The sequence below is a fragment of the Arthrobacter sp. NPDC080073 genome (assembly GCF_040686575.1).
Lineage (GTDB): Bacteria > Actinomycetota > Actinomycetes > Actinomycetales > Micrococcaceae > Arthrobacter.
On record NZ_JBFBKR010000007.1, the window covers coordinates 175,861 to 194,247 of the forward strand.

At 63.6% G+C, this 18,387-nt stretch carries 18 protein-coding genes and 1 tRNA gene; 13 read left to right on the forward strand and 6 right to left on the reverse strand.

Annotated features, from left to right (window positions below; all coding sequences use genetic code 11):
• Positions 1 to 10 precede the first annotated feature (10 nt).
• Both AB0O52_RS10910 and nrfD read left to right on the forward strand, forming a co-directional pair.
• Entirely contained in the window at positions 11 to 1,021 is a 1,011-nt protein-coding gene (locus tag AB0O52_RS10910) for a 4Fe-4S dicluster domain-containing protein (protein WP_364537413.1), read from the forward strand.
• The gene (gene nrfD / locus AB0O52_RS10915) at positions 1,018 to 2,109 is read left to right on the forward strand and encodes an NrfD/PsrC family molybdoenzyme membrane anchor subunit (RefSeq protein WP_364537415.1); all 1,092 of its coding nucleotides are present in this window, start codon (positions 1,018 to 1,020) and stop codon (positions 2,107 to 2,109) included. Before AB0O52_RS10910 ends, nrfD begins: the two co-directional genes overlap by 4 nt.
• A 15-nt stretch (positions 2,110 to 2,124) precedes the next feature.
• Here the strand turns inward: nrfD and selD are convergent, their stop codons facing one another.
• A complete protein-coding gene (gene selD, locus AB0O52_RS10920) occupies positions 2,125 to 3,138 on the reverse strand; it encodes a selenide, water dikinase SelD (RefSeq protein WP_364537417.1) in 1,014 nt (337 codons plus the stop codon).
• Positions 3,139 to 3,182: 44 nt separating this feature from the next.
• Between selD and AB0O52_RS10925 the strand changes: the two genes are divergently transcribed.
• The 10 genes from AB0O52_RS10925 to AB0O52_RS10970 all read left to right on the forward strand — a co-directional run bounded on the left by AB0O52_RS10925 (position 3,183) and on the right by AB0O52_RS10970 (position 12,386).
• Positions 3,183 to 3,277, forward strand: a tRNA-Sec gene (locus AB0O52_RS10925).
• A gap of 35 nt (positions 3,278 to 3,312) precedes the next feature.
• Positions 3,313 to 4,644, forward strand: a complete 1,332-nt coding sequence (selA, locus tag AB0O52_RS10930) for an L-seryl-tRNA(Sec) selenium transferase (RefSeq protein ID WP_364537419.1) — start codon at positions 3,313 to 3,315, stop codon at positions 4,642 to 4,644.
• 3 nt (positions 4,645 to 4,647) lie between these two features.
• Positions 4,648 to 6,444 (forward strand): selenocysteine-specific translation elongation factor, encoded by a 1,797-nt coding sequence (gene selB / locus AB0O52_RS10935; protein WP_364537421.1) that lies wholly within the window; start codon positions 4,648 to 4,650, stop codon positions 6,442 to 6,444.
• Between the two features lie 122 nt (positions 6,445 to 6,566).
• The gene (locus AB0O52_RS10940) at positions 6,567 to 6,812 is read left to right on the forward strand and encodes a DUF6480 family protein (protein WP_364537423.1); all 246 of its coding nucleotides are present in this window, start codon (positions 6,567 to 6,569) and stop codon (positions 6,810 to 6,812) included.
• Between the two features lie 933 nt (positions 6,813 to 7,745).
• Positions 7,746 to 8,594 carry an MBL fold metallo-hydrolase gene (locus AB0O52_RS10945; protein ID WP_364537425.1) on the forward strand — a complete coding sequence of 283 codons (849 nt, stop codon included), beginning with the start codon at positions 7,746 to 7,748 and terminating at the stop codon, positions 8,592 to 8,594.
• 85 nt (positions 8,595 to 8,679) lie between these two features.
• A complete protein-coding gene (locus tag AB0O52_RS10950; RefSeq protein WP_364537427.1) occupies positions 8,680 to 9,438 on the forward strand; it encodes an alpha/beta hydrolase in 759 nt (252 codons plus the stop codon).
• Between the two features lie 89 nt (positions 9,439 to 9,527).
• Positions 9,528 to 9,965, forward strand: coding sequence for a nuclear transport factor 2 family protein (locus AB0O52_RS10955; RefSeq protein ID WP_364537429.1), 438 nt, complete (start codon positions 9,528 to 9,530; stop codon positions 9,963 to 9,965).
• Positions 9,958 to 10,878 (forward strand): alpha/beta hydrolase, encoded by a 921-nt coding sequence (locus tag AB0O52_RS10960; protein WP_364537430.1) that lies wholly within the window; start codon positions 9,958 to 9,960, stop codon positions 10,876 to 10,878. The genes AB0O52_RS10955 and AB0O52_RS10960 overlap by 8 nt, the downstream gene beginning before the upstream one ends.
• A 21-nt stretch (positions 10,879 to 10,899) precedes the next feature.
• Entirely contained in the window at positions 10,900 to 11,517 is a 618-nt protein-coding gene (locus tag AB0O52_RS10965) for a CGNR zinc finger domain-containing protein (protein ID WP_364537431.1), read from the forward strand.
• Between the two features lie 152 nt (positions 11,518 to 11,669).
• The gene (locus AB0O52_RS10970) at positions 11,670 to 12,386 is read left to right on the forward strand and encodes a flavin reductase family protein (RefSeq protein ID WP_364537432.1); all 717 of its coding nucleotides are present in this window, start codon (positions 11,670 to 11,672) and stop codon (positions 12,384 to 12,386) included.
• Between the two features lie 208 nt (positions 12,387 to 12,594).
• On the opposite strand, the gene AB0O52_RS10975 is transcribed toward AB0O52_RS10970, so the two are convergent.
• The 5 genes from AB0O52_RS10975 to eda all read right to left on the reverse strand — a co-directional run bounded on the left by AB0O52_RS10975 (position 12,595) and on the right by eda (position 17,328).
• Positions 12,595 to 13,386, reverse strand: a complete 792-nt coding sequence (locus tag AB0O52_RS10975) for an SDR family oxidoreductase (RefSeq protein ID WP_364537433.1) — start codon at positions 13,384 to 13,386, stop codon at positions 12,595 to 12,597.
• A gap of 80 nt (positions 13,387 to 13,466) precedes the next feature.
• Positions 13,467 to 14,279 (reverse strand): sugar phosphate isomerase/epimerase family protein, encoded by an 813-nt coding sequence (locus AB0O52_RS10980; protein ID WP_364537434.1) that lies wholly within the window; start codon positions 14,277 to 14,279, stop codon positions 13,467 to 13,469.
• Between the two features lie 183 nt (positions 14,280 to 14,462).
• Positions 14,463 to 15,878, reverse strand: a complete 1,416-nt coding sequence (locus AB0O52_RS10985) for an MFS transporter (RefSeq protein WP_364537435.1) — start codon at positions 15,876 to 15,878, stop codon at positions 14,463 to 14,465.
• A 251-nt stretch (positions 15,879 to 16,129) separates the two neighbouring features.
• Positions 16,130 to 16,684, reverse strand: coding sequence for an ATP-binding protein (locus AB0O52_RS10990; RefSeq protein WP_364537436.1), 555 nt, complete (start codon positions 16,682 to 16,684; stop codon positions 16,130 to 16,132).
• On the reverse strand, positions 16,681 to 17,328 hold the full coding sequence (gene eda, locus AB0O52_RS10995) for a bifunctional 4-hydroxy-2-oxoglutarate aldolase/2-dehydro-3-deoxy-phosphogluconate aldolase (protein ID WP_364537437.1): 648 nt from the start codon (positions 17,326 to 17,328) through the stop codon (positions 16,681 to 16,683). Before eda ends, AB0O52_RS10990 begins: the two co-directional genes overlap by 4 nt.
• Positions 17,329 to 17,473: 145 nt before the next feature.
• On the opposite strand from eda, the gene AB0O52_RS11000 reads away from it, so the two are divergent.
• Positions 17,474 to 18,387: Gfo/Idh/MocA family oxidoreductase (locus AB0O52_RS11000; RefSeq protein WP_364537439.1), on the forward strand; the 914-nt coding region annotated here is incomplete at its 3' end.

The window sequence follows — 18,387 nt, forward strand, 5'->3', positions numbered from 1 at the left end:
GGAGGACTAGATGGGACAGTTGTCCGGACCGACCGATCCCACCGCCGATGCCCACTGGGAGCACAGCCATCCGCGCAAGGGGTTCTTCACAGACACGTCCATCTGCATCGGTTGCAAGGCCTGCGAAGTCGCCTGCAAGGAGTGGAACCACAATCCGCAGGACGGAAACCTGGAGTTACTGGGGTCCTCCTACGACAACACCGGAGCGCTAGGGGCCAACACCTGGCGGCATGTCGCATTCATCGAGCAGGGTCAGGACCGCATTGCCGAGGCGCGGGAATCAGGGCGGGCCCTGGTTAACCTGGGCATGCCCCGCATCGGTCCTCCCGCCCCCGCAGCGCCGGCTGCCACCGACCTCGCGGGGGCCGACACCACGCCGCCCGATACGGCAGACTTCCGGTGGTTGATGTCCTCGGATGTGTGCAAGCATTGCACGCACGCCGGATGCCTTGACGTCTGCCCCACCGGAGCGCTCTTCCGCACCGAATTCGGCACGGTGGTGGTCCAGGACGACGTCTGCAACGGCTGCGGTACCTGTGTGGCCGGATGCCCGTTCGGCGTGATCGAGCGCCGCAGCGACGGCAGGGTCGCAGTTGCGACTCAGAGGGCCGAGCAGCACGACAGTCATCCCGCTGTCCCCAGCGTCGGCATAGCCCAGAAGTGCACGCTCTGCTACGACCGGCTCGTGGCCGATGAGACGCCCGCTTGCGCTAAGGCATGCCCGACGACGTCCATCAAGTTCGGTAATCACGACGACATGGTGGAGACGGCCCGGGAAAGGGTCGCAGACCTGCACGCACAGGGCCTGACGGAAGCGAGGCTCTACGGTGCGAATGAAAACGACGGCGTCGGCGGAACCGGATCGGTCTTCCTGCTGCTCGATGAGCCTGAGGTGTATGGGCTCCCGCCGGACCCGCGCGTGCCCACGGCCGATCTGCCCCGGATGTACCGGCGGGCAGGCATGGCCGTAGCGGGTATGGCAGCAGCAGCTGCAGTGGCTTTCCTAGGAGGACGGGCGTGACTCTTTCGGAATTCGACAGCTTCAGGCCAGCCGAGCCAGCCCGCCGTCCCCGGCAGGACGGCAAGCCCGGCACGCGCCGCCGCCGGGACAACAGCGATGGCTCCCGCGAAATACCCATGGTCCCGGAGCCGGAATTCACCTCATACTACGGCCGTCCCGTGGTCAAGCCGGCGCCGTGGGGTGACGACGTTGCCATCTACCTGTTTCTGGGCGGCGTGGCCGCCGGTTCGGCACTGCTTGGCCTCGGCGGGCAGCTGACCGGCCGGCCGACCCTGCGCCGGAATGCCCGGCTGGGCGCCCTGGCAGCGGCGGGTGCCGGTGCCGTTGCGCTCGTGAAGGACCTGGGCCGCCCGGAGCGTTTTCTGCATATGCTGCGGACCTTCAAGGTGACCTCGCCGATGAGCGTGGGCTCGTGGATCCTCAGCGCTTTCAGCGTCGGCGCGGGCGTCTCGGCGGTGGCGGAAATCGACCGGATGAGCGGGGCACGGCTGCCGCTGGGTCCCTTGCGCAAGGTGCTGCACGCTGTCGAAGGACCGGCGGGCGTTGAGGCTGCGCTATTTGCCGGACCATTGGCGGCATACACTGCGGTGCTGCTTGGCGACACCGCCACACCCACATGGAACGCCGCGCACGAGGAACTGCCTTTTGTCTTCGTGAGTTCCGCATGCCTCGCTTCTGCCGGGCTCGCCATGGTCACTACACCAGTACGGGAGACCGGTCCTGCACGGAACCTGGCAGTGCTCGGCGTCGTGGGCGATGTGCTTGCCATGAAGGTCATGGAACGCCGGATGGACCCGGTGGCGGCCGAGCCCCTGCATCAGGGCAAGGCAGGCACCATGCTGAAATGGAGCGAGCGGCTGGCAGTGGCCGGCGGTTTGGGCGCGCTCCTGGGCGGCCGCAACCGCGTCGCAGCTGCGGCTTCAGGGGTGGCTTTGCTGGCCGCTTCGGCACTGACCCGGTTCGGCGTGTTCGAGGCGGGACTTGCCTCCGCCAAGAACCCGCGGTACACAATCGAACCGCAGAAGAACCGGCTCGCGGCCCGTCGTGCGGCCGGCGTGACCGGCGACGCGATCACTACCAGCAGCTGACTGGCCCGCCGGGGGTCAGCGGATCTCGATGCCCCGGCCGGTAGTGGTGTGGCCGATTACAGGGTGGCCGGGCAGCTCGCCGACCACCAGCAGGCCGCCGGAGGTCTGGGCATCGGCCAGAAGCAGCAGGTCGTCTTCGGTGATGCCCGGCGCGGTCGCCAGGTGCGGGCGCACCCAGTCGAGGTTGCGCCGCGTCCCGCCGGAGACAAAGCCGTCGCGGAGCGCCTCGCGGGCTCCGTCAATCAGCGGTACCGCCTTCAGATCGATCACTGCGCCCACTTCCGATGCCCGGACCATCTTGTAAAGATGGCCAAGCAGGCCAAAACCTGTGACGTCAGTCGCTGCCCGGACCCCAGCGGCCACTGCCGCTTCGGACGCGTCGCGATTGAGGCTCGCCATTGTCTCTATCGCCTCAGCGAACACCTCACCGGTCGTTTTGTGCCGGTTGTTGAGAAGCCCGACGCCGATCGGCTTGGTGAGCGTGATGGGCAAGCCCGGCTTGGCGGCGTCGTTGCGCAGCAACCGGTCGGGGTGCGCGACGCCCGTGACCGCCATGCCGTACTTGGGCTCCGGATCGTCGATGGAGTGGCCACCAAGCACAGGGCAGGCCGCCTCCGACGCCACACTCAGGCCGCCGCTGAGGACTTCGGTCATCAGCTCCAGTGGCAGGACACCGCGGGGCCAGCCGACGAGATTGATCGCCGTGACCGGCCGGCCGCCCATCGCGTAGATGTCCGAGAGGGCATTGGCGGCGGCGATGCGGCCCCAGTCGAACGCATCATTGACGACCGGAGTGAAGAAGTCCGCAGTGGTAAGGACCGCGAGGTCGTCGCGCACCAGGACCGCTGCCGCGTCGTCGCCACTGTCAAGACCGACCAGCACCTCCGCGCCCGGTTGACCGATCAGCCCGCGGACGGCGTCTTCGAGTTCGCCGGGCGGAATCTTGCAGGCGCAGCCCCCGCCGTGGGCATAGTCGGTGAGCCGGATTGCGCCGGCACCATCATCTAGTTGCTGGACTGACGTCTTCACCCGCCTAGCGTACCCCTGGAAGGCAACCTGCTATATTGGGGCGCGGTGGCGTCCGGGTCCTGGTGGGCCCCCCGGTCTTCAAAACCGGTGCGGCTGAGCATCTCGGCCTGGCGGGTTCGATTCCCGTCCGCCACCGCCAATGTTCGGCATATATGCCGCCAAAGGAGGAAGGCTGTGGACGACGTCGATCCCCGGCGCCTGATTCCCCGCACGAATGACCTGCTGGCATTGCAGCCCGTCCGTGAGGCCCGGGGTCGCCTTCATGAGCGTGTGATCCGCGAACTCGTCCGGGAAATCCAAGAGCGGGCCCGGCGAGGTGAGCTCCCTCCCGGCCAAGTGGAACCAGCCCTGCTGTCAGCGATCGCTACGCGCAAGGCAGGAACCATGCGCCCGGTCCTGAACGCAACCGGCGTCATTGTCCATACGAACCTCGGGCGGGCCCCCCTTTCTGCCGGGGCAGTCGAAGCTGTTGTCGCCGCCAGCGGCTACGTGGACGTGGAGCTGGACCTGGCGGACGGAAGCCGTTCCCGCCGGGGAGCCGGGGTCCGGGCAGCACTGCTCGCAGCCTGTCCTGCCGCCGAAGACGTCCTGGTGGTCAACAACGGAGCTGCGGCGCTGGTATTGGCCACTACAGCGCTCTCTTCCGGCCGGGAGGTGGTGGTGAGCCGCGGCGAACTCGTTGAGATCGGTGCCGGCTTCAGGTTGACGGATTTGATGGAGTCAACAGGCGCAAGGCTTCGCGAGGTGGGTACCACCAATCGGACGCACCTGCATGACTACGCCGAAGCTCTCGGGACGGATACGGGCTGCGTACTGAAGGTCCACCCGAGCAACTTCCGGGTGGATGGATTCACCTCCGCTGTGCCGCTCCACGAACTGAGCCCGCTGACACACGCAAACGGGGTGCCACTCGTGGCCGACCTGGGCAGTGGTCTGCTGGCACCGGACCCATACCTCCCTGATGAACCTGATGTTGCCTCAGCTTTGGCGAGCGGGGCCGACGTCGTTATTGCCAGCGGTGACAAACTGCTGGGCGGCCCCCAGGCAGGTTTGCTGCTTGGCCGCAAGGAGATCATCACGCGGTTGGCCCGCCACCCGCTTGCCCGTGCCGTCCGGGCTGACAAGCTAGCCCTCGCTGCCCTCGAGGCGACCGTTGCAGGCGGACCAACGCCGGTTGTGCAGGCGCTGCATGCCGACGTCCGGGAGTTGCGGCGCCGTACCGACCGGCTCGCCCAAGCACTCGGAGTGCCCGTCGTACCGCATGACGGCAGGGTAGGCGGCGGGGGTGCCCCCGGTGTTCCCCTGCCGGGGTGGGCGCTCCGGCTCCCTGAGGGACTCGCGCGTCACCTGCGTACCGGCGTCCCGGCCGTGCTGCCGCGCGTGCACGACGGCTCGTGCCTGATCGATCTGCGGTGCGTGCCCGTAGCGGACGACGACCGGATTCTCGAGGCAGTGCGGCGTGCGCTGGCAAACCTCGAGGTTGCGGACGCGGGCAGGACGGGCTGAGCGGTGCACGTCGTTGCCACGGCCGGACATGTCGATTCCGGCAAAAGCACCCTTGTCCGCGCCCTTACCGGGATGGAGCCGGACCGTTGGGAGGAAGAACGGCGCCGCGGGCTGACCATTGACCTGGGTTATGCCTGGACAACGCTGCCGTCCGGACAGGATGTTGCGTTCGTGGACGTCCCCGGCCACGAACGCTTCCTGGGCAACATGCTGGCTGGAATTGGACCCGCTCCCGTGGTCTGCTTCGTCGTCGCCGCTGATGAGGGCTGGCAGGCGCAGTCAAGCGACCACCGGGACGCTGTCGCCGCATTGGCGATTGAACACGGCGTCGTGGTGCTCAGCCGCACGGACCGGGCATCGGGGCAGCGGATCGCCGACGTGCTGGCCCGGACCCGCAGAGAGCTGGCCGGGACTGGCCTGGAGGCTGCCCCCGCAGTCGCTGTGTCTGCCATCGACGGTACCGGGCTGGCTGAGCTGCGTGCCGCACTCGACGGCGTCCTGGCCAACGTGCCTCACCCCACTACGGTTGGGCGGGTCCGGTTGTGGGTGGATCGCTCGTTCACCATCCTTGGCTCCGGAACGGTGGTGACCGGGACGTTGGGATCAGGAACGATCGTCCACGGGGACCGGCTGCAGTTGTCAGGCCACGTTGATTCCCGGCCCGTCGTCGTCCGCGGCCTGCAAAGCCGCGACACCTCCTACACCTCGGTGGGGCCCGTCAGCCGTGTGGCGTTGAACCTGCGTGACGTTTCCGCCCAGGACATCCGGCGCGGGGACGCCCTGCTTACCCCCGATGCGTGGCCCACCACGGGCGTCGTAGGCATCCAGCGGACGACTGGCGTGGCGTATACGGACGTGCCGGAGCAACTGATGGTGCATGTCGGCACCGCGTCCGTGGCAGCCCGGCTGCGTCCTTTCGGCGCCGACCACGCCCGGCTCGTCCTTGATCGGCGCTTGCCGCTCGTTGTCGGTGACAGGCTGGTGCTGCGTGACCCGGGGAGCCGCTCAGTGTTGGGCGGCGCACGCATCCTTGATGCCGATCCTCCGGCCTTGCGGCGGCGCGGCGATGGTGCCCACTGGGCGGAGCGGCTTGCCGGCATGGACCCCTCGGGGGACGTCCTCGGTGAAGTAGCAGCGCGCGGAGCGGTGCAGGTAGAACATCTCCGCCGGCTCGGGTTGCTGTCCGGGCATGATGCGGAGGCGCCCGACGGCGTGAAGGTTCTCGATGACTGGTGGGTCCACGGTCCTGTGCTGGAGGCATGGCAGCACCGGCTGCGCACCGCAGTCCAGTCTCTGCAGGAGCGCGACCCTCTCTCCCAAGGCCTTTCCATGGGGGCGGCACGGGACCTGCTGGCGTTGCCCGATGAGAAGCTGCTGTCCCACGTTGTCCGCGGGGCAGCCGTGGAGCAGGATGGTGGCCACCTCAGGCTGCCTGGCAGCGCGGGCAACCTGGGTGCCATCGAGCCTGCGGTTGCGGAGTTGGAGCGCAGGCTGGGTGCCCATCCATTCGATGCCCCGGACGCCGACGAGCTGTCGGCGCTGGGCTTGGGCGCGAGGGAGCTGGCTGCTGCCGAACGCACTGGCCGTTTGCTGCGGTTGCGTGACGGTGTGGTGCTGCTACCCACGGCACCGGCGCTTGCGATGCGCTCTCTCGCCCGGTTGGAGCAGCCATTCACCACGAGTCAGGCACGTCAGGCGCTCGACACGACACGCCGGATCGCGGTTCCGTTGCTGGAACATCTCGATTCCCGTGGTTGGACCCAGCGCCTGGATGCCGGCCACCGTAGCGTGGTGCGTTGACCCAGGGGTGGGGGAGTAGCGCCTTCGGCGATTTCCGTTAGTCGAGAAGGCGGCTTGTTGGAGCCGGGGGCTCGGACTAAGCTGGCCAAAAATACTCAGGGTGCTGACGAAAGGGACCGACCATGCCCAGGTATGACCCGGAAGACGATCCGAGGACGTTTGGAGCATCTGGTAGTGATCCGTCTGCCGCTACGGACGAGCCAGGAGACGCCAGGGTCGATGACAAGGATCGGGACCCCGCCGCCTCGGCCAACCCGGATCCGCGTGAGGGAAACATCACCGGGCTGGAGCCCGGGGGCGGCGTGCCGCCGGGGGAGACTCCACCCGCAGAGGACCAGATGAGCGGCGACCAAGGACACGACGAGTAAGCAGTCCGGGCATCATTGAATCCGAAGCGAGGCTCGCCGTTCCAATGGCACGGTTTCACCCGGGATGCCGCCGAATAGCTCTTCCTGCTGCGCAAAGATGCGATTCTGTGGGTCCCGGTCGGGATGCCAACGGCGCTCTGCACGCCCAATCAGCCGGATGCCTTTTCCTTCGGGGCAGCCTCGGCGAAGCTGCAATTGAGCGGCTCACAAGCACGCTTTGGGCTGGATTCTGGCCGGGATTGCATGGGCGCGGAGGGTCAATTCAGGCTGGCTACCGGCGGCTCTGAGTCGAGGCATCTTGCCTGTGCCTGCAGGCTCATACAGTCCGTCGGCTGTTACTGTGAGTCTCCGGCGCTCTCTGTCACTTGCCTTCACCACTGGCGTCTGAGCCAGGCGCGCCGCACGGCAGGACGTCCTGTTTGCCCCAGAGTTCGCCTTCCCGGCATCCCCGGAGATGACCTGCCCCCAGGTTTCAGCGCCAGGCCGGAATGGAATGCTTCTGGCGGCAACTCGGCCAGTGAAGTCTTCACCGAAGGCGCGGACCGCCGTCGCCGATCCTCCGCCGTTGGTCTTCGTCTTCCCCAGACCGCATGGGCTTGTTCGATCCGGCCATGTTCATTTCCTCGCGGCCTCCCTCGAGTGGGCCACAACCATTCTTAGCGATGTCGCTGCCGTTGAAGCCCTAGCCGCGCGACGGGCTGAAAGAACGAATTGCACTGACACCGGCTGGGACTCCGTCGTCGCCATAGGCCTTGCCTTCGTTGAACGTAAGACATCAAATGCTGCTCGCGTCCCGCCAAACTGCTGGATGCCCGCAGACGCAACCGCCCTGTTCATGCCTGTGACGAACCCGAAGGCTTGTGTAATATGCATCACCTGTGCGACTATTACATCATCAACGTTGTGTCCTGATAGGGAACGGAAGAAGAACCAATGACAACTCTTTCCTATGAAGTTTTGGTGCTGGACGGCACTCCACGTGCCGGGGACCAACGACTTCCCAGCGGCGAGGCGATAGTCTCTTCACCCCTGTCGATCACATTGATTTCCGGAGAAAATGACGCCGTACTGGTCGACGTCCCGTATACCTTCGGGCATGTCGAGCGCGTACGGAACTGGATCCAGGACTCGGGCAAGACGCTCCGGTACGTCTACATCACCCACGCTCATGGCGATCACTGGTTGGGGGCTGGAGAGTTGCTTTCCAGCTTCCCCGGCGTGACGGTGTATGCAACACCGGGCACCCTCGGCCGGATGGAGCACGAAGCGACCGTGGGCCGGGAGAAGGTCTGGGATGCAGTCTTCCCGGGGCTTGTCCCGGCGTCACCGCTGATTGCTGTGGAGGTTCCCACCGGCGGCTTCGAAATTGAGGGGCACCGGCTGGTTCCGATTGAGCTCGGTCACACCGACACCGACGACACGACCGCCCTGTGGGTTCCGTCGCTCGGGCTCGTTGTAGCAGGGGATTCGGTCTACAACGGCGTCCACCAATATGTGCTCGAATCGTCCGAAGAAGGATTTGCCTCATGGCTCGCGGCGCTTGACACCATTGCGGCGCTGAAACCCAAGTTCGTCGTCGCTGGCCACAAAGCCCCAGGCGCCGCCGATAACCCGGAAAGCATTGAAGAAACGCGTGCCTACCTCAAGGACGCGCAGCAGCTTCTCGCGACGGTATCCAGCCCGGAGGAGTACTACAACGCCATCATGCGCCGTTACCCCTTCCGCATGAATCCGGGGCCCGTCTGGTACGGCGCAGTAGGACTTCTGAGCCACACCCGTTAGAACCAGGCTTCAAGCAATTTCCCGGAAAGCCTTCACCTCCCACACCCCAATAACTGCACAGCTGATGACAAAGGAGTCACTACGCATGTCCAACGACCAGAACCAAGCGCCGCGGACGAAGATCGTCTTCGTTCACGGATTCCTCGATGACCGGACCGCCTGGGAGAACGTCTTGTCCCTCCTCGGAGAGGACTTCGAAGCCGTTGCCCTTGACCTGCCCGGCGCGGGCGCCCATCTGGACGATGAAGGACCCTTCACGCTCCGGCGGCTCGCGGAGTCGGTGATCACCGAGATCGACCGCTCCGACACTCCCGTCGTCCTCGTGGGGCAAAGCATGGGGGCCCAAGTGAGCGAACTCGCAGCCGCCGCCCGCCCTGGAAGGGTAGCAGGACTGGCGCTGCTCACGCCCGTCCCCCTCGGGGGCGTCCACCTCGCAGGGGACGCCGCCAACTCCTTCCGCTCCCTGGGAGGCGACGCCGACGCCCAACGGCAGGCACGACTCGGCGTCTCGGTGTCCCTCACCCCGGATGCTCTTGAAACCTTGCTCGCCTCCGGAACAGCAATCCACCCCACCGTGGTCGCTCAGGTGTTCGATGCCTGGAACAACGGTGACGCCGCCGGGGCCATCCCCTCAGCGTATGCCGGACCCACGCTGATCGTACGCGGTGTGGGCGATCCCTTCGTCACCGAAGAGGTGATCGGCGCCGGGGTGCTTCCGCGCTTCGCAACCGCCCCGTTGGTCGGCATCGCCGACGCCGGGCACTTCCCACATCTCGAGAAGCCCGAAGAGGTTTCCCGGATCGTGGGACACTTCGCCCGCTCTCTTGACCGGGTCAAGGCATGAGAGTCCGACATCGCGTCGCGAACCGACTCGCGGGAGCCGTCCTCACATGGAACCGCGAAGCACAGCTTTAGGAAAAGGAGTCAAAGTCGATGAACCAGACAAACAGCATCAAAACAGACGATGTCACTGAGGAAAGCTGGACCGGGGCGTTCGCAGCCAAATCCGAGGAAGGCTTCGGCGAAGCGTTCGCAGATAACGTTGTGCTCGAGGCGGCGGCCCTCTTGGTCCCGGTCAAAGGGCGCTCCGACGTGCAGACCGTGATGTCGACGGCCAGCAACTACTACAAGGACCTTCGGTTCACCCATGAAGCCACGAACGGTCCCCGGACTTACGTGGAATGGGAAGCGACGGGCGCATCCGGAGTCGAATTTTCCGGCGTGACGGTTCTCACCCGGAACGAGGAAGGACTGATCCAGCACATCTCCATCAGTCACCGCCCCCTCGCTGCCCTCCTGGAGTTCTCCGGTGAAATGAACCGCAGAACTCAAGGCAAACTCGAATCAGGACACTTCCGCGCCGATGACTGAAACACAGGACGACTACACCATTGAGCAGGTTGGCTTCCGTGCCGACGGGAACGTTGAGCTCCGGGGCAACCTCTACGTCCCGACGACTGGTGATAGCCCACATCCGGCGCTGACGCTGTCGATGGGTTACGGAGGAGTCAAGGAACAGGGCGCCCTCCCTTACGCTGAAGCCTTCGCCAGCGCGGGTTTCGTCGTGCTCTTCCACGACCACCGGGGCTTCGGAGAAAGCGGCGGAACACCCCGCCAGGACATCAACCCCTGGCAGCAGATCGAAGATTGGCGCAGAGCCATTACCTACCTCCAATCCCGGCCCGAAGTCGATCCGGAACGGATCGGCCTGTGGGGCTCGAGTTACTCAGGGGGCCACGCGCTCGTCCTCGGCGCCACCGAACCCCGGCTGAAGGCAGTCGTCTCGCAGGTCCCTACCATCAGCGGCTATCAACAAGGACTCCGGCGGGTGAACCCGGACAAACTGGCAGCCTTGGAGGCCTCGTTTGCGGCCGATGACCGGGCACAACTGGCAGGGGAGGAACCGCACCGTATTGCCCTGGTCTCTGACGGGTCCGTCCCGGCAAGCTACACGGATCCGGAAGCCGTATCGTTCTACCTGCAGCCCATCCCCGATGGGCTCTGGGAGAACAACGTCACGGTCCGCTCAACGAGGGCGGCCCGAGCGTACGAGCCAGGGATTTTCATCGGACGCGTCTCACCGACGCCTCTTCTCATGATCGTCGGAGACAACGACCGGATAACGCCCACTGATCTGGCACTGGAGGCTTACCAGCGTGCCCTCGAACCCAAAGAACTGCTCGTCTTCCCCGGAGGACACTTTGATGCCTACCTCGGAGAATTCGAAGCGACCTCCGGCGCAGCCCTGCAATGGTTCACCAAGCACCTGATGCCGGACAAGTAGAATAGGGAGAACCATCTCACCATGACCGAGGGAACCGGACGCTACATGGCTTGGCCCGCTACAACCCGCTACGGGCTCTCCGTCGCGCCCGGAAACCTCGGTCTCGTTCAAGACTTCCTCAACACCATCACGGAGGGCACGATAGCCCCCCCTGACCTGCTCGCCACTTTGGATTCCGCGCAGGAATGGGCCGACCAGGTGACCGAACAGTGGATCTCCATCGACGAGTTGGGCTGGGCGAAGACGCTGCCCCGGTTGACGGAGAACGACCGCAAGGCCCTGGCGGCCTTCAGGGACCGATTGTTTGAAGGCCTCTTCGGTCATTCCCATTCCGAGACCGCCAGCAGAGCCGGCCGGAACAACCTCACCTACCGTCCGGTGCTGACGGTATCCACTGAAGGTATCGGGCTCCGTCCCGACGGGGAGGGCTGGAAGTACTTCGAGACGGCGCTGCTGCTCATCTGCCATCAAGGGCAAATCGAGGGCGTCCTGCGGCGCATGAAGTCATGCAAGAGCGATACGTGTGACGTCGTCTTCTACGACCGCTCCAACAACAACAGCGCCGTCTGGCATGACGTCAAGGTCTGCGGAAACCGGGCCAACGTTCGCGCCTACCGGGAACGCGCAGCATCCCACTAACGCCACACCAGGCGTCTTGAATTTCTCCTGCTTCAGTTGCGCCCGGTTCCGTTGGAGCCCGCCGCTTTACGGCTTGCCGCTGTTCACATTCATGCGCACGCTGCGCTGCCAGGCAGACGGCACTGTGCCGACATCAAGAAAGACCGCTAACGATGATCATCTCCACTGAATCCCTCTCCGCAGAAGCCGCCTACAAGCTGCTGATCGGATCGATCCTGCCGCGCCCCATCGCCTGGGTCAGCACCATATCCCCCGAAGGGATCGCGAACATTGCCCCCATTTCCTTTTTTACGTGCGTCGGCCGCCGCCCGCCCATGATCTCCATTTCCCTGCAGCCCCGCGCTGACGGCGTATCCCTCAAAGACACGTTCACGAATATCCGCGACACCGGGGAATTTGTGGTCAACATGGCCACCGTGCCCAACTCCGACGCCGTGCACCGCTCCGCTTACGAATTCGCACCGGAAGAGGACGAATTCGAGCTTCTTGGCCTGGAAAAGGCCGAATGCGAGGTCATCTCCGTGCCGCGCGTTGCAACGGCGCCTATCGCGTATGAATGCACGGTAGACAGGATCATCGCGGTCAATGAGACGGAACACGTGGTGTGGGGTGCGATAGCGCGCTTCCACGTACGCGACGACCTGTATCTGGAACGCGGACGCATCGATACCGCCGCGCTCTCGCCGGTAGGTCGGCTTGCCGCCGAATACACTTACGTTGAAAACGCGTTCACCACGCCACTTCCCGAAGAGACCCTCGCAGCGCTCAACGGCAAACGAATGCGGCGCATCGACGGACTCGACACCGACTTTTCCCCAATCGACACACCGCTCTGGTCCCCGTCAGGATCCACCAAGCCCTCTGAGTAGCGGCATTGGCGATGTCCATCGCAACCACGGATGCTGACGGTCGTCGCCAGAACGGAATAATCCAACGTGCTGGCGGACCGCGGGTGGTCAGCGATTGGGTGACCACTGCCGGGGTGGTCTGCGCCTCGAGAATTGACCGGGCAGGTCGTCTCCGTCAGTACGGTCCTGGACCGGATGCCGTTGAGCGCCTTGGCGATGTCCTCGGCCGTCAGGATTTAGAGCTAGGGCGACCGGGAATATGGCTAAGAATGGACTTAGAGAAGCCACCGTCAACACAGATGTCTTGTCCGGTGACATAACCCGAAAGTGGGCCTACCAGAAATTCGATGACGTTCGCAATATCCAGAGGGTCCCCGATCCTTGCCAGCGGGATAATATCTTCCCTTGCTTTCTTGATTTGGGGATCGGCGTACATCTTTTCCGTCATTCCTGTATGAGTCATACCGGGTGATACCACATTCACCCTGATACCGTCAGGTGCCCATTCCAACGCGAGCGTTTGGGCCAGCATGGTCAGTGCCGCCTTGCTGGGGCTGTAGGCACCTGATCCGGCGTGTGGCAGCTGTCCAGACATTGAAGAGGTGAAGCACGCGGCACCGTGGCTGTCCCTCAAATGCGGGTAGCTTGCTTTGGCGAGCAGCCACGGGCCGCGGAGGTTGACGGAGAACATGTGGTCCCAGTCCTCAAGTGACACGTCGCAGATCGCGCCAGGGTTTGCGATACCCGCATTCGCGACCATTGCATCCAGACCGCCGAATTCGGCGACCGCAGCTCCTACAAGCTGACTTGGCACATCGGGATCCCCGAGGTCCCCCTCCAATGCCATGGCGGTGCCTCCCATTGATTGGATTGAACGAACCACCTGCTCTTGGCTGGAGTTCGATTCCTGTCCACAAACTGCAATCATCGGGTGTACGCCCCGGGCAAGAGCCGCCTCGGCGAGTCTCACGCATGCAGCCGCGCCTATGCCGCTACTTCCACCACTGACCAAAGCTCTCATTTCACACACTCCACACTAGAAGGGATTCACATAGGAATCGTTATCAACCGAAAATCTCGACAGGTGATTTCCGTCAGGGATTAGTTCTCTAGCTCCCAGCCTTGATCTTGGAGGTCCCGCATTGCTTTTTTGAATTCGTGCACGGGGTTCTCTTCGCGAATGATCTCAAGAACAACATTATTGACGCCGCAGGTTGCCTTGACGGCCTTGCCCAATGCATTCCAGTCGATCACTCCGGTGCCGATTGGTTCATGGCCCCAGGTTTCCATGCCGGTGTCGGAAATATGCACAAGGCCAATGGATCCGTGGTTGGAGAGCAGGCTATCAACGGGGTCCTCACCTATGTATGCTGCATTGGCGACGTCGTATACGATCTTGACTGAATCGTCGTTTACAGTATTTACGATGCCCGCCAGGTCCTGGATGGTGGGGGTGAAGCAGTATGGGGTATTTTCGAAAAGCAGCCTGGCGCCGGCCTGTTTGGCAAGCGGAATGAGGTTTTCCAGACTCTCGTACATCCATCCGTAGGTCTTTTCGAGTGAGGGAGAGATCATGGGGCGTCGTGTGCCGGGGGATATTACGACCTCGCGGACGTCCCAAGCTGCAGCCAGGTCGATCACCGACTTGATGTGCTCGATGCTCTTGCGGCGCATGTTGGCGCCGGGGCTGGCCAAATTGATGTCATATCCGCCGGCATTCAGGGACCGGATTCTTGCGCCGTAGTCGTTGAGCCTTGCATGGATTGCAGAACGCTCCGAGTTCGATAATTCATCAGGCCAACAATGTGGAGAGCTCACCGGAACTTCAAAAGTTCGATAGCCATTCTCGACTAGTTCGCCAATTGCATCAATTGCCGTAGATGACCATAGATAGGAAAATGTATTAATAATCATAAAGTGCTCCTTCTCAGTTCTGCGCCTATGGAAAGGGCTGTTACGTCCCAATTCAAATGTGAATTTCGAGTCTGACTCAGAGGGATCGTCCGCTGGATGCGCCGGGCGGCTCGAAGGGCCCCGGGCTGATATGCCCTTTTTTGCCCGATCGAGCCGCCACGGATTTATTGGGACTAAGCGGGCCTAGCGGGAGCGCTTTTCCTCGGTTGCCGGCGATGGGGCCGCCAGTAGGTGCTCGCCTTCAAGTACCTCGGCGTCAGCAAGCGCAACGGTGGCGCGGCCGGCCCGGCTGCCAGTCTCCGGGAGAGTGAAGTAGACGATGAGGCACAGGGCGACGACGACAATCATGTAGACCGCGACAAGCATGGGCTGTCCGGCGCCCACGAACGCAGCGGCGATCAGTGGCGCGGTGCCACCGAAGACGGCGATGACGATCTGGTGTGCAAACCCGATGCCGGAGACCCGTACCGCGGCGGGAAACAGCTCGGCCTGAATGGTCGGGTAGACGGCCTGCCAGATCCCGAGAACCACCCACCCTGACGCCGAGACCAGAACGTAGACGCCAAAGCCTGGCTGGTTCAAAAGGAGGAGGAGGGGGTAGAAGAGCACGATCATGCCAATGGCACCGACGATTGGAAAGATCTTACGTCGGCCGATGCGATCTGACAGCGCACCGCAGATCGGCACGATCACAACGAGCAAAGCCAGCCCAATGACGTTCCCGGTCAGCGTGGACGCAAGGTCCCGGCCGCTGGTCAGCTTGGCGTAGGTGGGGAGGAAGGTGGCCCAGGTGTAGTAGGCCACGGCCGGGGCGGAGAGGGCTGCTGCCTGCAGCAGCGCCTTGGGGTGTTCGCGAAGCAGGTCCATCAGGCGGGCCGCCGCGGACTTTTGATCGACGAGGGCGGTTGCCTCGAACTCGGGGGTCTCTTCTGCGCGGGCCCTCAAGATGAGGCCGACGACGCCGAGGATGCCGCCCGCGACGAACGGGATGCGCCAACCCCAGGCGGCAAGGTCCGCCGGGGCAAAGACTGATGTCACCATGGCCGCGGCGCCGGTCGCCGCAAGAGTCGCGAGACCGCTCGCCGTGTTGGAAAAGGAACCGAACAGGCCCCTGCGGTTCGCGGGAGCGTGTTCGACCATGAAGGCGATGGCGCTCTGCGCTTCACTGCCGGCCGAGATTCCCTGGAGGATGCGTGCCACCAGGAAAAGAATCGGAGCTGCATAGCCGATGGTCGCAAACGAGGGTGTGAGGCCGATGATTAGAGCACCGAGCGCCATTCCGGAGATGGACAGCGTCAGGATACGCCGCCGACCGAAACGGTCGGCCAGCGGAGAGATGATGACTCCGCTGAGCGGGCGCACAACAAACCCGACCGCATATGTGAGCAGTGCTGCGATGAGGGAGGCGAACGAGGAACCGCTTGGAAATATCTGGGTTGAGAACACCGCTGCGAGCAGCCCGTAGATGTACCAGTCGTACCACTCGACGAAGTGGCCGATCGTTCCGGCCACCATATTCACATTGCGGCGCGGGCGGGCGGACACTTCCGCAAATCCCGAAGCGCCAGCACTGCCGAAGGCTTGTTGTGAGGTCTTCATTGAACTCTCCATGCTTTGAAGTTTATTGAGGGGATGCCGGGAGGAGCCCGGCGCAATTGATAATCCGTGCGGCTGCCCTTACAACAGCGTCTCCAGCGAGCCGCGGCGATGAGATCGATTGCTGAGATCGGTTGCAACAAGAATACGGACGGTAAAAGTGCCTGTCAACGTTCTTGTCGCTGTGTTTAATTTTCTTGGCGTTGCCTGCGTTCGTCCGGGAGGACAACGAGGCCAATGCGGGAAGCGCCGGTCTAGATTTCACCCGCTGCAAGGAGTGGTGATTCGTTATTGAAGTCGAGGAACCGCACTCCGGACCAGGCGCACTCCAGACTCCCGTACACCGACCAGTAGTCATCCCAATGCGAAAGTTTCCATTGGTCCCGTTCCAGGCCCCGCCGGGTGAGCCTGGCGCGGAGAACGTCTTGAGGAACACGGACCCGTATTACGGTTATCTCGGCCGGGGCCCAGTGGAAGTCCTCCGCCGCACGGGTTATGTAGCCCGCCTCTCCGAAGTAGGCCCCGAAGGGAGCGTCAAGGACCACTGATCGGCCGAGGCGCAGATTTATCCCGGCCACATCCATGAGAGTTTCGTACTCCAGCGGCAGCAGGTTGTCGCGGTAGTAGTCGTTGGATTCGCGGTCCGTGGGATCGTGCCCGGTGACGGTCAGCGCGAACTCGACGAATCGGCCGCTGACCCGATCCTTGTCCAGGTACGCAGCCCCATGCTCTCTTGCTGTTCGCTGGGCAACGGTCGTCTTTCCGGATCCGGCAGGCCCGATGACGATGAAGACCTTGGGAGTCGTCACTTTCGGGCCTCTGCCACTGCCGATAGAAATGCCCTGGCTGCCCCGGTGACACGGGAGAAGTCGCCGTCCGGTTGCCATGCTTTCGTCACGTAGCTGCCGACGCCGACGCTTGCCACGCCTGCCGCGAACCATTCGCCCACATTGTCGAGGGTTACGCCACCTGCGGGCATGATGGGCAGATGTGCCAGCGGTGCGAGCACGGCCTTCGCGTAGGCGACGCCGCCCGCCTCGGTCGGGAAGAGTTTGAGGATGTCGGCGCCTGCCTCGGCGGACTCAACGAGCTCGGTCGGGGTGTAGGCCCCGCTGATAGTTGGTATCTGGTACCGGTTGGCGGTACGGATCATCGCGGGGTTCAGTTGCGGACTGACCAGGAAACGGGCGCCGGCGCGGATGCACTCGTACGCCGAGTGCTCGTCCAGCACGGTTCCGGCGCCGATTGCCACGCCGCTGGGCCCATGCTTCGCGGCGAGCCGACGGATCACCTCTACGGCGCCGGGAATTGAAAGCGTGATCTCAAGTGCCCGGAACCCTCCTTCGATGGCGGCTTCCGCAACATTTTCGGCAAGCTCTGCGTTCTCAAGGCGGACGATGAGTACCGCCCCCGACTCGTCGATTGTTTGCAGGGTGCGCAGTTTGTCATACATGCTGTCCTCTCTCCGGCCGGGTGCCACTAACGCCTAGAGCGGCCCGGCCCTTGTTGTGTTTGGTTCCGTTGACAAACTCTCCCACCATCCATAGTGTTATTGCAACCGATCTCAGCAACCGATCTCATACAAGGGGGTATCGCGGTTGACTAATGTACGCACAATCGTTCTGGGAGCTTCCCATTGGCATGTTCCGCTCTGCGCGCCGGCTATTGCGGAAGAGCACGAGGTCATCGGAGTCGGCGACGACGATGTTTCCCTCATGCAGGTTCAGGAGCTGGCTAGGGTCTGGGAGGCACCGGTTGAAGGCGACTGGCAGAAGCTGGTTGGTCTCCCCGACGTCGGACTTGCATATGTTTTTGGTCCCCATGACGGAATGGCTGAAAAGTGCCTCGCCCTGATCGAGCGCGGCATTCCATTCGTCGTGGAAAAGCCGTTGGGCACTTCCCTTGAAGAGCTTTCTGCAGTGCGTCAAGCCGCCGAGGCGGCTGGCGTGCCTGCCACCGTCCCGTTGGTCCAGCGCGGCGGACCCACCGACAAATGGCTTGCCAAGGCAGGCCGCCCAACGTATCAGCGGACCTCGTTTATCGCAGGCCCACCATCCCGGTATCTCGACAATGCGAACCCCTGGATGCTCGACCCGGTCAAGGCAGGCGGGGGTTGTCTGGCCAACCTGGCACCGCATTTTGTTGATCTGTTCCTCCGGGGCAGCAATGAGTCCGCTGCACACGTGGACTCCCGGCTGTCATCGGTTCTTCACAACCAGGCTGTCGAGGATCATGCCAGCCTCATCATCACGACACCGGAGGGACGGGAGGCCATTGTGGAGGTTGGCTACGCATTCCCTGGCTCGCCGCTTAAGCGCTACTGCAGCTTCACCTCAGCCGGTGAGGCAGGGTTCGCGTCCGTTGATTCGGACGGCACGGCTACCTTCACGGCACTGGACGGCACCACGGAGGTCGAGAAGATCAATGTGGACAGCGACCCGCTTTATGATGCGTTCGTGCGCAGCGTCGCCCGGACGCTGGATGATGGGTTCCGGGGCCTGACTACGCTGGC